Below are 13,028 nucleotides of genomic sequence, written 5' to 3'. Positions count from 1 at the left end.
TCATGCGCATCCTCGTTTTCGGCGCCACTGGTGCAGTTGGTAGCCGTCTCGTCCAGGAAGCCCGCACGCGCGGTCACCAGGTCACTGGTGTGAGCCGGACCGGAGAGCGGCAGGGCGATGCCTCGGACTCAGGTGCGGTGGCAGAGCTGGCTCAGGGACACGATGTGGTCATCAGTGCCACCAGGCCGCAGGCAGGTCGGGAGGACGAGCTTGTCCAAGCTGCCAAGGGCCTTCTGAACGGACTGCGAGCCAGTGGCATCCGACTGATCATGGTCGGCGGGGCCGGCAGTCTGACGGTTCCAGGCACTGGGCTGACGCTGGCGGAGCAGCCCGGCTTCCCGGCGGCGTACCGTGCGATTGCCGAGGCCTGCAACGAGCAGTACGCCGTGGTGCGCGCGTCCACTGAGGTCGACTGGACGTATGTCAGTCCGCCGGATCTCCTGGAGCCCGGTGTGCGGACGGGACAGTACCGGCTGGGTGCGGACGAGCTCGTGGTCGCTGCGGACGGTACGTCGTCGGTGTCGATGGAGGACTTCGCTGTCGCGCTGGTCGATGAGGCCGAGCGCGGACAGTACCGCGGCCGCCGCTTCACGGTGGGCTACTAGCGGGGTTTGGTGCGCTTGGTCGGTACGGCGGTGAGTGGGTCTTCCGGCCAGGGGTGGCGGGGGTAGCGGGCACGGAGGTCGGCTCGGACCTGCGGATAGCCCTGCTTCCAGAAAGAGGCGAGGTCGCTCGTGATCGCGACCGGACGGCGTGCGGGCGACAGCAGATGCAGTACGACGGGGACACGGCCGTCCGCGACTGCCGGAGTGGCCGTCCAGCCGAACACCTCTTGCAGCTTGACCGCGAGTACCGGCGGCTCGACACCGTCGTACGCGAGACGCACTTCGGAGCCTGACGGGACCTGCAGGCGTTCGGGTGCGAGCTCTGCGAAGCGGGTGGCCGCCGGCCACGGCAGGAGCCGCTTGAGCGCCGACGTCACGTCGATGCGGGCGAGATCGCGGGCGGCACGCACTGAGGCGAGCTCGGTGCCGAGCCAGCCGTCGAGATCGGCCAGCAGGGCTTCGTCGTCGACCGCGGGCCAAGGGTCGCCGAGGTGGGCATGACAGAACGCGAGCCGCTCCCGCAAGGCGAGCGCTGTGTCGGACCAACGCAGTACGGACAAACCGCTGCGGCGGATGCCATCGCGCACAGCCGCCTGAACAAGCAGCGGGTCAGGCTTTGCCAGCGGTACGTCGTTGAGCACGATCGCGCCGAGCGCCTCCACCCGCCGGGTCACGATGCGCCCGTCGTCCCACCGAATCTGGTCGGTCGTCGTCACGAGGTCGCCGGCGATGTCGCGCGCGGTCTGCTCGTCGATCGGCGCCGCCGACCGGATCCTGGCATCGGCCCGACCGGGTGCCCGGTCAGCCACTGCAATCGCCAGCCAAGGCGTAGTCCGCAACGGGGACTGCGGATCCAGCGCAGCACCCGTGCCGCCAGCCATCTGGTACGTCGCCGAGTCAGCCGCCCGAACCCGCGCAATCCGGTCGGGATACGCAAGCCCCACCACAATCCCCGCCGCAAGGTCATCCGGCACACCACGCCCGCCCGACGCCTGCTTCGCACCCCCACCCACCGCGCGCACCACATCCCCACCCGCCGCCAACTTCCCGTCCCGACCCGACGCCCGCTCCACATCCCCACCCGTCGGGCGCTCGGCGTCCGCTCCCAGGGGCCTTCTGTCCAGGCGCTTCGCCTCTTCGCGCCAGCGAGCGGTGGCTCCGCGGTCGTCGCCGCGGCGGAGGGCTCGCCAGCGGGCGGGCAGGTCGTCGCCGAAGTCGCGGGCGGAATCATCCGAGAGCATGGCGACGATTTCGCGGGCGCGATCGGCGCCGACTCGCGGCGTACCGTCCAGCAATGCGCGGGACAACCGCGGATGCGCACCGATGGCGGCCATTCGCCGGCCTCGCTCGGTGATGCGGCCGGCCTCGTCGACCGCGTCGAGCCGGTGGAGCAGTTCGGTGGCTGCTGTCATCGCGGCCGCCGGCGGCTGCTCGAGCAACGTCAAACCATCGCCGGCAGGCGCTCCCCACGCCGCCAGGTCCAGCGCGAAGGCGGCCAGATCGGCGATCGCGATCTCCGGCGCCGGATGGTCGTCGAGATGCGCGTGATCAGTAGCCGACCAGCACCGATAGACCCGCCCGGGCGCCTCCCGTCCGGCACGCCCGGCCCGCTGCTCGGCGGACGACTTCGACACCCGGCAGGTGACCAACGCACCAAGGCCGCGGGACTGATCGGTCCGCGGCTCCCGCGCCAGACCCGAGTCGACAACAACGCGAACCCCTGGCACGGTCAACGAGCTCTCCGCGACCGACGTCGTGACGACGATCCGACGAGTGGCGCCCGCCGCCAGCGCGCGATCCTGTTCCGCCCGCGACTGACGCCCGAACAGCGGCAGCACGTTTTGATCGGCCAACCGACGAGTCACCCCGTTGATCTCGGCCTCCCCCGGCACGAACACGAGAACGTCCCCCTCGTTCTCCGCCACAGCACGTCGTACGACGCCCGCGACGTAATCCAGCAGCCGCGGATCGACCCGCCCACCCGGCAACAGCGGTACCGGAACCGGCGGTGGCGCCCACTCGATCGCCACGTCGAACAACGCGGCCGACGCAGTGACAACAGGCGCACTACCCAAAGCACGACTCAACCGAACCGTGTCCGGCGTGGCCGACGTGGCAACAATCGCCAGGTCGTCGCGCAGATTCGCCCGGATATCAAGGCAGAACGCCAGCAACAGATCCGCATCGAGATGCCGCTCGTGGCACTCGTCAATCACGATCGCGGCCACCCCGGGCAGCTCCGGGTTCTGCTGCAGACGCCGTACGAGGAGACCTGTCGTCACGACCTCGACCCGCAGTCCGCTGCCGCCGCTGCGTTCACCACGCATCGCGTAACCGATGCGCTGACCGAGCGGCTCGCCGACCAGCGTCGCGAGCCGGGCCGCGGCCGCGCGGGTCGCCATCCTGCGCGGCTCGGCGACGATGATCGTGCCCTCGAACGCGTCACCCAACGCCAGCGGCAACAGCGAGGTCTTCCCCGATCCGGGTGGCGCGACGAGCACCGCCGTACCGTGCGAACGCACCGCGTCGACCGTTGCGGGCAGCACCGCCCGGACAGGCAGATCCGCCCCTGGCACCGACAGATCAGGCAGCAACACGCCCCGACGCTAACCGACCGGCGCGACGACGGTCAGATCAGGCCCTCACGCAGCGCATACGCAACAGCATGCGAGCGGTTCCGCAGTTGCAGCCGGCTGGTCACGTCGTGCAGCACGTTCTTCACCGTCCGCTCCGAATACGACAGCTCCCGCGCGATCTCCTGCGTGTCCTTGCCGTCGGCCACCAACCGCAGTACCTGCGTCTCGCGGTCGGACAGGCCGGTGTTCGACAACCCCCGTGGCGCCATCACATGCCGCTGCATGCGCGAAACCTGCCCAAGCAACCGGCCCAGCAGATCGGCCGGCAGGCTGCCATCACCGGCGGCCGCGGTCTTCAGCAGATGCACGATCCGGTCGGCGGTCGCCTCTGTCCGCCGCAGTACGCCGGAGACCCCCAGCTCGACCGCGGTCATCAGCGCGTCGTCGTCGATCGTGCCGCCGATCAGCACACTACGGCGGCAACCCCGCTGAACCGCCGACCGGAGTACCTGGACCGCGGCCGCGTCGAGAGCATCGACCGCGATCAGCGCAACCACCGGCGGCGTACTGCCCTGGTCCGGCCGCACTTGCAGTGCCGCCAGGTCGGCGTCACCGATCAGCGCGACCTCCGGTCGCTGTCTGAGCGCGTGCTGCAACCCGAACTGCGACAGCGGGTCCAGCGCCTTCACCCACACCGGAATCCGCTGTGGCGCTCCACCGAAGCGTTGCTCAACATAACCGATCGAATCCGTAGTCACCCGAAACCCCCAAAGTCGTCTCGGTCCGATCGTGCCCTTGCACCTTCAGCCAGCCTTAAAGGCCGGTCCCAGCGGACCTTCACTGCCTTGATGCACGAAAGGGCAGGTTTGTTGTGCCAGTCAGCTGTCGAGGTTGACGAGCGCCCGCAGCGCCAGTCGGTAGGAGTCCAGGCCGAACCCGGCGATCGTCCCGGTCGCGACGCCGGCGACGACACTCGTGTGCCGGAACTCCTCGCGGGTCGCCGGGTTGGTCAGGTGGATCTCGATCAACGGAGCGGTCCGCTGCGCGATCGCATCCCGCAGCGAGTACGAGTAGTGGGTGAACGCTGCCGGATTCAGTACGACGGGGATCCGGCCATCGGCGGCCTCGTGCAGCCAGCGCACGAGCTCGGCCTCGTCGTCGGTCTGCCGCACCTCGACCCGGAAGCCGAGCTCCGCGCCGAGCTTCTCGCACTCCGCGGCCACATCGGCCAACGTCGCCGACCCGTACTTCTCCGGCTCTCGCGACCCCAGCCGTCCGAGGTTCGGCCCGTTCAGCACCAGCACTGTCTCGCTCACGTGCTCAGCCTAGTGGCCGGATTCGCGCGAAAGCCGCGTTTGCCTCGTCCAGAGCTGCTGAGTATCGCTTGGAGGCCGACTGACCACCGGAGATGGCGAGCCAGTTGCGATAGGCGAGGATCCGCTGGGTCGACAACAGTTGAGCCGCCAGGAGCTCAGCATCCAGGCCTCCCCCGAGTACGACGGCCAGCGCGCGCTCGTCGTCGTCCATGAACTCGCGCAGCCGCGTGGCCAGCGCCGAGGTGCTGAAGACGAGGTTGTGGTAGGCAAGCATCTGCGGATGGTCGTTCAGCCCGGTCGTCGGCTGCCGCTCGTCCAGACCCGCCCGGAAGTGCGCGGCCAGGGTCTCGACCGGCGGCTCGGACGACGCCTCGACCAGCCGGGCCGCCTCGTGCCGATGGTCGGCGATGCGGTGCATGACGAGGTCCTGCTTGGTCGCGAAGTACTTGAACAGGGTCGGTTTGGAGACATCGGCGGCGGCCGCGATGTCGGCAACCGAGACCTCGTCGAAGCCGCGCTCGAGGAAGAGCGCGATCGCCGCCTCGGACAGGGCGTCGTGCGTCTGCTGCTTCTTGCGCTCACGAAGTCCGGTCACGGGCTCATGTTAACCTAGGCAAAAGATTGACCGAGTTAATCTTTTGAGGAGTGCGGGTGCGAAGTCTGACGGAGGAGCAGGAGTACGCCGAGCAGTGCCGGGAGGCGTTGCGGCGGATGGTGAGCGGGGCACGGGAGAACGTGGTCGTCGGCGAGGACACCTGGGGCGACCGGTACACCGCCGAGCGCCTGGGGTTCTACCTCAAGACGCTGGCGCGGGACCTCGCCGAGGAGGGCGACAACCCGCCGTACTTCGGACTGATCCGGTACGGCGACGAGGCCGGCGAGCACCGTGATCAGGCGTACTACCTCGGGCGGCGGCACATCTCGGACGCGATCGGCCGGCCGCCGATGGTGATCGACTGGCGGGCGCCGGTCTCGACCACCTTCTACCGGGCGTCTGCGACCGATCCCCGCGGTCTCGCGACGCGACGCCGGTTCGGCTGGTCGGGGAACCTGCTCACCAGCTTCGAGGACGAGCAATTCGGATCCGCGCGACCGCAGACCGAATTCGGCAGTGAGCTGGTACGGCGGGAGATCGAGCGGGCGCGCGTCGGCCCGATGCGGGACATCGTGGCGACGATTCAGCCGGAGCAGGACGAGGTGGTCCGGACCGAGCTCGGGGTGTCGGTCTGCGTGCAGGGTGCACCCGGGACAGGGAAGACCGCGGTCGGGCTGCATCGGGCGGCGTACCTGCTGTATGCGCATCGCGGTCGGCTGCAGCGCAACGGCGTACTGGTGCTGGGGCCGAACCGGGCGTTCCTGCACTACATCTCCGCGGTGCTGCCGACGCTCGGCGAGGTCGATGTCGACCAGACCACGGTCGAGGATCTGCTGGCCGGGCGGATCACGCTCCGTGCGACGGACACGCCGGCCGCGGCGGCGGTCAAACACGACCTGCGGATGGCCGAGATCCTGCGGAGAGCGCTGTACGAGCGGATCTCGGTGCCGGAGCAGGCGATCGTCGTACCAGACAGCTCGTACAAGTGGCGGGTGAATCAGCACGAGTTCGCCGAGATGGTGGCCGACGCGCGGGCGGAGGCGACTGCGTACCTGATCGGGCGCGAGCGGGTGATCGCACGGGTCGTGGCCTCGCTGCAACGGCAGGCCGAAGCGCGCGGCCAGAACTGCAACGGGATCTGGCTGCGGAAGATGGCGCGGGCGGCGACCCCGGCCGTCGAGGCGGTCTGGCCGTTGGTGAAGGCCGACGAGATCCTGGCCGAGATCCTCGGCGAGCGCTCCCTGCTCTCTCGCGCGGCCGACGGCTTGCTGAGCGCGGAAGAGCAGGACGCGATCGCGTGGCCGCGCCCGCGAAAGGCAAAGACCGCACCCTGGACCGCGGCCGATGCGGTGTTGCTGGACGAGGTGAGTGCCCTGCTGGAACGCGGCGAGACGTACGGCCATGTGATCGTCGACGAAGCGCAGGACCTGTCACCGATGCAGTGCCGTGCGATCGCCCGGCGCAGCGAGCACGGGTCGATCACCGTGCTCGGCGACCTCGCGCAAGGGACGACACCGTGGGCGGCGCGAACCTGGGCCGCGCAACTCGGCCACCTGGGCAAGCCCGGCGCCGAACTGGTCGCGCTAACCACCGGCTACCGCGTCCCGGCCTCGGTCGTCGAGCTCGCCAATCGCCTGCTGACCGCGCTACCGGTCGAGGTCCCGCAGACCAGGTCGTTCCGCACGGACGGCCAGCTCACGATCACCGCCGTCCTTGACCTCGGCGCCGGCGTCGTGGACGCCGTCCGGAGGGCACTCCCCCACGAAGGTTCGATCGGCGTCATCGCCGCCGACGACCGAACCGCCGATCTGGCCGACCTCCTCAAGGCAGCCGGCATCGAAACCGTCCCGCCGGACGGCGACGGCCGGGTCGCCGTCGTACCGGCCGGGCTGGCGAAAGGCCTCGAGTACGACCACGTGATCGCCGTCGAGCCCGCCGAGATCGTCGAGGCCGAACCTCGCGGCCTCAACCGCCTCTACGTGATCCTCACCCGAGCCGTCTCCCGCCTCGACGTCCTCCGCACCCGCCCGCTCCCCGAGGAGCTGACGGTCAGCTGATTTCACTGTAGGCGGCGATCAGGAGGCTGGGGTCCGGCGCTTCGAGGATGGTGGGCTTGGCGAGGCCGTCGAGGATGACGAAGCGCAGGCGGTCGGCCCGGGTCTTCTTGTCGAGCTTCATGGCGTCCTGCAGGTGCGGCCAGGCGTCGGCGCGGTAGCTGGTCGGCAGGCCGAGCGACTCCAGTACGGCGCGGTGCCGGTCGGCCGTGGGGTCGTCGAGGCGACCGGCGGCGCGGGCGAGCTCGGCGACGAAGACCATGCCGATGCTGATCGCGGCGCCGTGCCGCCACTTGTAGCGCTCGGTGCGCTCGATGGCGTGACCGAGGGTGTGACCGTAGTTCAGCGCCTCGCGGCCGATGGTGCCGCCGACGGTCGTCGTACGCTCGCGGAGGTCGGCGCCGACGGAGTCGGCCTTGACCTGGATGGAGCGGGCGATCAGTTCGGCGGTCGCGTCGTACGCCGGGGTCGAGGCGCCGGCCGGGTCCTTCTCGACCAGGTCGAGGATGACAGGGTCGGCGATGAAGCCGCACTTCACGACCTCGGCCAGACCGCTTACGTAGTCGTTGCGGGGCAGGGTTTCCAGCGCCGCGAGGTCGCAGAGCACGCCGGCCGGCTCCCAGAAGGCACCGACCAGGTTCTTGCCCTCGGCCGTGTTGATGCCGGTCTTGCCGCCGACCGCCGCGTCGACCATGCCGAGCAGGGTGGTCGGAATCGTCACGAACTTCACCCCGCGCAGCCACGTGGCCGCGACGAAACCGCCGAGGTCGGTGGTGGTTCCGCCGCCGACGGCGACGATCGCGTCCGACCGGGTGAACCCGGCCTGCCCGAGCACCGACCAGCAGTAGGCCAGCACCTCGGCCGACTTCGCCTCTTCGGCGTCCGGGATCTCGATCGCGTGCGCGGTGAACCCGGAGCTGACCAGGTCGTCGCGGATCGCGTCACCCGTCGACCGCAGCGCCCGCGGGTGGATCACCGCGACCCGCTGCACGTCCTCGCCCAGCAGCCCGGGCAGCTCACCGAGCAGATTGTTGCCGATGACAACGTCGTACGGCGCCGCCGCGGCAACGCGAATCCGGGTTGTTTCCGTCATCCGAGGTGCTCCAGGATCTCGGTGGCGATCTCCTCCGGCGTCTTACCGTCGGTGAGCACGGTCAGCTTGGCGACCTCGGAGTACAGGGGCCGACGGGCTTCCATCAGCGTGCGGAGCTGCGTGCGGACGTTGCCGAGCAGCAGCGGCCGGGCGACGCTCAGTCCGACCCGCTTGGCCGCCTCACCGAGGCTGACGTCGAGGAAGACCACCGTGTGCCCGGCGAGGTCGGCGCGGGTTGCCGGGTCGAGGATCGCACCACCACCCAACGACAGCACCTCGCCGTCGCCGGTCAAGGCAGCAACGATCGCGGCGCGCTCCAGCTCCCGGAACTGCGCCTCGCCGGAGTCGACGAAGATGTCCGAGATCGGCTTGCCTGCTTGGGTTTCGACATCGGCGTCGGTGTCGCGGTGCGGCACCTGCAACCGCTCCGCGAGCAGCGCGGCGACAGTGGACTTGCCCGAACCGGGCGGTCCGACGAGAACGACGACAGGGCTCACTGCTCGGTCCACTCCCGCGGCGTGATCGTGCTCGGCAAGGACGCCAGGTAGGACTGGTGGTTGCGCGCGGTCTCGGCCACCGAGTCGCCGCCGAACTTCTCCAGCGACACCTCGGCCAGGACCAGCGCCACCATCGCCTCGGCGACGATTCCCGCAGCCGGTACGGCGCAGACGTCGGAGCGCTGGTGATGCGCGGCCGCGGCCTCGCCGGTGCTGGTGTCGATCGTGCGCAACGCCCGCGGCACGGTCGCGATCGGCTTCATCGCGGCCCGGACGCGCAGCGTCTCACCGGTGCTCATGCCGCCCTCGGTCCCGCCGGAGCGGCCGCTGGTCCGGCGAACCGTCCCGTCCTCGGCGACGATCTCGTCGTGCGCCTTCGATCCCGGCGTCCGGGCCAGCTCGAACCCGTCACCGAGCTCGACACCCTTGATCGCCTGGATGCCCATCAGCGCACCGGCCAGCTTGGAGTCCAGCCGCCGGTCCCAGTGCACGTAGCTGCCGAGGCCGGGCGGCAGACCGTCCACGACCACCTCGACGACACCGCCGAGCGTGTCACCGGCCTTCTGGGCGGCGTCGATCTCGGCCACCATCTGCTTGCTCGCGTCCGCGTCGAGACAGCGGACCGGGTCCTCGTCCAGCTTCGCGACATCGGCTGCCGACGGGATCACGCCGTACGGTGCCTTGACCGTGCCGAGCTCGACCACGTGGCTGACGATCGTCACGCCGTACGCCTGGCGCAGGAACCGGGCCGCGACCTCACCGAGCGCCACCCGCGCCGCGGTCTCCCGCGCGCTGGCTCGCTCGAGCACCGGCCGGGCCTCGTCGAAGCCGTACTTCTGCATGCCGGCCAGGTCGGCGTGACCGGGCCGCGGCCGGGTCAGCGGCGCATTCCGGGCGAGGTCGGCGAGCGTCGCCGGATCGACCGGGTCCGCGCTCATCACCTGCTGCCACTTCGGCCACTCGGTGTTCCCGACCTGGATCGCGCACGGGCTGCCCATGGTGACCCCGTGCCGGAAACCGCCGAGGAACGTCACCTCGTCCCGCTCGAACTTCATCCGGGCGCCACGCCCGTATCCCAACCGACGACGGGCCAGAGCATCGGCCACATCGTCCGTGGTGACCTGGACCCCAGCGGGAAGACCTTCGAGTACGGCGACGAGCGCTTGTCCGTGCGACTCGCCGGCGGTGAGCCAGCGCAGCATGCCGCCATCCTCCCACGCCCGCCCCACCCACCGGACGCCGGTCTCATCCCGGCCGCCGACTCAGGGGCGGCTCAGCGGCAGGTGGCGTCGTCGGTGCTGGAGTCGGAGGCGAAGCCGTTGCGGAACTTGAGGACCGTGTCGAAGGTCTTCACGATCGGGGAGGTGCTGCAGGTGGTGGAGGCGCCGGCGGCGGAGGCTCCGGCCACGGCGGCACCGGTGAGAGCAGTCGTGGCCAGTGCCGCGGCGGCCACGCGGGCGGCGTTCCGACGGAATCTGGTGGTCATCGTGCGCTCCTTACCGGGTTGTTGTTGGTACTACGACCCTAGATTTCGGCGAACGGTTGCGAACTGGCGCTGAATCCCGTCTTGGGGGTAGCGCTGGCACCACCATGGATAGGGTTCTGGCATGAGTCCGGGGTGGCAGAGCAGGGTGCGCGGGTGTCTGTTGGGTGGCGCGATCGGGGATGCGCTGGGCGCTCCGGTGGAGTTCGAGAGTGGGCGGAAGATCCTCAAGAAGCATCCGGGGCTGCTGCGGACGTTCGTGAGCGGAGGCGCCGGTTGGCCGCCCGGGACGGTCACCGACGACACCCAGATGACGCTGTTCACGGTCGAAGGGCTGATCCGCGCCAGCGTCCGGGCGCATCGCGGGCTGGGGATGACGCTGGCTCCCGTCCACCACGCCTACGACCGGTGGCTGGACACTCAGCAGCACTCCGGACCGAGCGGTGAGCGGGACGGCTGGCTGCAGGGTGAGCAGTGGCTGTACGCGCGCCGCGCGCCGGGCAACACCTGCCTGAACGCACTGCGCGGAGCGCGACATGGTGGGCCGCGGATCACGCAGTACGGCGTCCAGGCGGAGAACGGCTCGAAGGGTTGCGGCGGTGTGATGCGGGTGGCGCCGTTCGGGCTGATGCCGGAGTCGTTCAGTACGGAGTGGGTCTTCGACTCGGCCGCAACGGCCGCTGGGTACACGCACGGTCACCCGAGTGGGAAGCTCGCGTCTGGTGCGCTCGCGGCGATCATCCATGAGATCTGCAGCGGTGCAACCCTGGATGCCGCGCTGGACACCACCGCCGCACTACTGGCCACGCGCGACGGGCACGAGGAAACCAGTACGGCGCTCGCAGCGGCGCGCCGGCAGGCGGCGCGAGGGACGGGCCACGGACCGGACCGTGTGGAGGAGCTGGGTGGAGGGTGGGTCGCCGAGGAGGCGCTGGCGATCCCTGTCTACGTGGCGCTCAGTCACCAGGAGCCTGAACAGCTGCTGGACGCGCTGGCGCTGGCCGTGTCGCACAGCGGGGACAGTGACTCGACCGGCGCGATCTGCGGCAACATCCTGGGCGCCCTCCACGGTGAGGCGGCGCTACCCGCAGAGCTCGCCGCTACCGTCGAGGGCCGGGCAGTGATCCTCCAACTGGCCGACGACTTCGTGGACGAGTTGACCCGGACCGAGTCGCGGCCCGGGTTCGCCCGTCGTTATCCGAGCTCTTAGAGCGGCTCGATAGCGAGTTTGTGAGTGAAGACGTTGCGCGGATCCCACGTCGACTTGATCTGCCGTAGCCGCGGGTAGTTGCCCAGGTAGTACAGGTCGTGCCACGGCACGCCGGACTTGTTGTACGCCGGATCCGCCAGATCCACATCGGGATAGTTGATGTACGACCCGGCGTTGGTTGCGTTCGGCACCGGCACTCCCCCGGTCTCGCGGTAGATCTCGCTGTACGCCGTCCGGGCCCAGGCCAGGTGCTTCGCGTCCTCGCCCGCGTCGTTCCAGCTGACCGTCATCACCATCTTCGCCATCACATCGCGTTGAGCGGTGGCGGTCGCGTCGGGCCGCACCGAGTTGACCTTGCCGCCGTACGGGACGAGCAGGATCGACGTCTCGGTCGCGGTGTTGTTCGGGTCGGTGAGTTGGGTGTGCAGAGTCTCGATCTGCGTGTCGGTGTAGCCCTTGCGCAGGTAGCCGGCCTTCCACTTGTTGCGGGTCGTGCCGACCGTGGCCGGGATCGAGCGCTGGATCGTGGTCCGCAGGAACGGTCCGGCCGGTACGTCGTACACCTGCGGTGCCGGATCGAGCCCGGCGATCATCGCGTCGGTGAACTTCTTCAGCAGCCCGGCCGCGTTCGGCACCGAGGCGTCCAACTGGTTCGACATCAGGAAGGTTCCGGTGGCCGACGGCGTCAGGATGAACGGGCTGTACAGCGTCGCGTACGGCGAGTCCGGACTGTTGTTCGCCTCGAGGAAGTCGAAGAAGTTCCGGACCGCGCGGACGAAACCGGCCTTCCCGATCGTCTTCCAGTCGTAGAAGATGAGGTTCGACAACAGCTCGGAAGGGGCCTTGGGCAACGACTCCGACGGGACCCGGCCGCTCGCACCGGCCGATCGCATCAGGTAGCGGGTGACCAGGCCGAAGTTGCCGCCACCACCGCCAGTGTGTGCCCACCACAGGTCTCGGTGGGCGTTGTCCCGGGTCGCGACCACCGAGCGGGCCCGGCCGTGCTGGTCGACGACGACCACCTCGACGCCGTACAGGTGATCGACCACCGAGCCGTACTTGCGCGACAGCGGGCCGTACCCGCCGCCGGCGAAGTGCCCGCCGACTCCGACGCCGAGGCAACCACCGGCCGGAAGCGTCACACCCCAGCCGTAGAACAGATCCTTGTAGACCTTCTCCAGTGTCGCGCCGACCCCGATCGAGAAGGCGCGGTAGCGCTCGTCGAAGGTGACGTCGTCGCAGGTCGACATGTCGAGCAGCACCTGGACGTCGCTGGAGTCGACAAAGTCCTCGAAGCAGTGCCCGCCGCTGCGCACCGCGATCCGCTTGCCGGACCGGACCGCCTCCTGGACGGCGCGGACGGCGTCCTCGGTCGACGCGATCACCCGGGCGTACTCGGGCTTGGCGGTGAACCGCTTGTTCTGCCCGCGCTGCACCAGGTCGATGTAGCGCGCGTCGCCCGGCCGGATCTTCTCGCCGGCTGCGACAGTGCCGACTGAGCTGGCGGCAGCGGCGGTCGCAGTGCCCGGAACCGCGAGTCCGGCTCCGGCAGCGGCGGTTCCGGCCAGCAGGCCACGACGGCTGATTGGCATGAAGTTC

General features: G+C 69.7%; 12 protein-coding genes. 3 read left to right on the top strand and 9 right to left on the bottom strand.

Features of this window, described 5'->3' with window-relative positions; genetic code table 11:
• The first annotated feature begins 2 nt into the window (after positions 1-2).
• Entirely contained in the window at positions 3-605 is a 603-nt protein-coding gene (locus ABZS29_RS18540; RefSeq protein WP_355463417.1) for an NAD(P)H-binding protein, read from the top strand.
• Here ABZS29_RS18540 and hrpB read toward each other — a convergent pair.
• From hrpB to ABZS29_RS18520, 4 genes are all read right to left on the bottom strand, one after another.
• Positions 602-3,202, bottom strand: coding sequence for an ATP-dependent helicase HrpB (gene hrpB, locus ABZS29_RS18535; protein ID WP_355463415.1), 2,601 nt, complete (start codon positions 3,200-3,202; stop codon positions 602-604). The genes ABZS29_RS18540 and hrpB overlap by 4 nt on opposite strands.
• Positions 3,203-3,234: 32 nt before the next feature.
• Positions 3,235-3,939 (bottom strand): response regulator transcription factor, encoded by a 705-nt coding sequence (locus ABZS29_RS18530; RefSeq protein WP_355463413.1) that lies wholly within the window; start codon positions 3,937-3,939, stop codon positions 3,235-3,237.
• 120 nt (positions 3,940-4,059) lie between these two features.
• Positions 4,060-4,497 (bottom strand): type II 3-dehydroquinate dehydratase, encoded by a 438-nt coding sequence (gene aroQ, locus ABZS29_RS18525; RefSeq protein WP_355463411.1) that lies wholly within the window; start codon positions 4,495-4,497, stop codon positions 4,060-4,062.
• Positions 4,498-4,501: 4 nt separating this feature from the next.
• On the bottom strand, positions 4,502-5,092 hold the full coding sequence (locus ABZS29_RS18520) for a TetR/AcrR family transcriptional regulator (protein WP_355463409.1): 591 nt from the start codon (positions 5,090-5,092) through the stop codon (positions 4,502-4,504).
• A 56-nt stretch (positions 5,093-5,148) separates the two neighbouring features.
• On the opposite strand from ABZS29_RS18520, the gene ABZS29_RS18515 reads away from it, so the two are divergent.
• Complete coding sequence (locus tag ABZS29_RS18515) at positions 5,149-7,149, top strand: AAA family ATPase (protein WP_355463407.1); 2,001 nt, start codon at positions 5,149-5,151, stop codon at positions 7,147-7,149.
• On the opposite strand, the gene aroB is transcribed toward ABZS29_RS18515, so the two are convergent.
• The 4 genes from aroB to ABZS29_RS18495 form a co-directional block, all read right to left on the bottom strand.
• Positions 7,142-8,239 carry a 3-dehydroquinate synthase gene (gene aroB / locus ABZS29_RS18510; protein ID WP_355463406.1) on the bottom strand — a complete coding sequence of 366 codons (1,098 nt, stop codon included), beginning with the start codon at positions 8,237-8,239 and terminating at the stop codon, positions 7,142-7,144. The two genes, ABZS29_RS18515 and aroB, sit on opposite strands and share 8 nt — an antisense overlap.
• On the bottom strand, positions 8,236-8,736 hold the full coding sequence (locus ABZS29_RS18505; protein WP_355463404.1) for a shikimate kinase: 501 nt from the start codon (positions 8,734-8,736) through the stop codon (positions 8,236-8,238). The genes aroB and ABZS29_RS18505 overlap by 4 nt, the downstream gene beginning before the upstream one ends.
• The gene (aroC, locus tag ABZS29_RS18500) at positions 8,733-9,938 is read right to left on the bottom strand and encodes a chorismate synthase (protein ID WP_355463402.1); all 1,206 of its coding nucleotides are present in this window, start codon (positions 9,936-9,938) and stop codon (positions 8,733-8,735) included. Before aroC ends, ABZS29_RS18505 begins: the two co-directional genes overlap by 4 nt.
• A 71-nt stretch (positions 9,939-10,009) precedes the next feature.
• Complete coding sequence (locus ABZS29_RS18495) at positions 10,010-10,222, bottom strand: hypothetical protein (protein WP_355463400.1); 213 nt, start codon at positions 10,220-10,222, stop codon at positions 10,010-10,012.
• Positions 10,223-10,343: 121 nt separating this feature from the next.
• Here ABZS29_RS18495 and ABZS29_RS18490 point away from each other — a divergent pair, with 121 nt between their 5' ends.
• On the top strand, positions 10,344-11,429 hold the full coding sequence (locus ABZS29_RS18490; protein WP_355463399.1) for an ADP-ribosylglycohydrolase family protein: 1,086 nt from the start codon (positions 10,344-10,346) through the stop codon (positions 11,427-11,429).
• On the opposite strand, the gene ABZS29_RS18485 is transcribed toward ABZS29_RS18490, so the two are convergent.
• Positions 11,426-13,021 carry an FAD-binding protein gene (locus ABZS29_RS18485; RefSeq protein ID WP_355463397.1) on the bottom strand — a complete coding sequence of 532 codons (1,596 nt, stop codon included), beginning with the start codon at positions 13,019-13,021 and terminating at the stop codon, positions 11,426-11,428. The two genes, ABZS29_RS18490 and ABZS29_RS18485, sit on opposite strands and share 4 nt — an antisense overlap.
• Between the last annotated feature and the right edge of the window lie 7 nt (positions 13,022-13,028).

Origin of the sequence: Kribbella sp. NPDC005582, from assembly GCF_040605415.1 — a bacterium.
In the GTDB taxonomy this organism is placed as follows: Bacteria; Actinomycetota; Actinomycetes; order Propionibacteriales; family Kribbellaceae; genus Kribbella.
Note: the sequence above shows the minus strand (reverse complement) of the source record. Positions and strands in the feature narration are given on the sequence as shown.

Coding starts and splice junctions, on each gene's coding strand:
- ABZS29_RS18540 (WP_355463417.1), top strand. CDS start 3: ATGCGCATCCTCGTTTTCGGCGCCACTGGTGCAGTTGGTAGCCGTCTC.
- aroB (WP_355463406.1), bottom strand. CDS start 8,239: ATGACGGAAACAACCCGGATTCGCGTTGCCGCGGCGGCGCCGTACGAC.
- aroC (WP_355463402.1), bottom strand. CDS start 9,938: ATGCTGCGCTGGCTCACCGCCGGCGAGTCGCACGGACAAGCGCTCGTC.
- ABZS29_RS18495 (WP_355463400.1), bottom strand. CDS start 10,222: ATGACCACCAGATTCCGTCGGAACGCCGCCCGCGTGGCCGCCGCGGCA.
- ABZS29_RS18490 (WP_355463399.1), top strand. CDS start 10,344: ATGAGTCCGGGGTGGCAGAGCAGGGTGCGCGGGTGTCTGTTGGGTGGC.
- ABZS29_RS18485 (WP_355463397.1), bottom strand. CDS start 13,021: ATGCCAATCAGCCGTCGTGGCCTGCTGGCCGGAACCGCCGCTGCCGGA.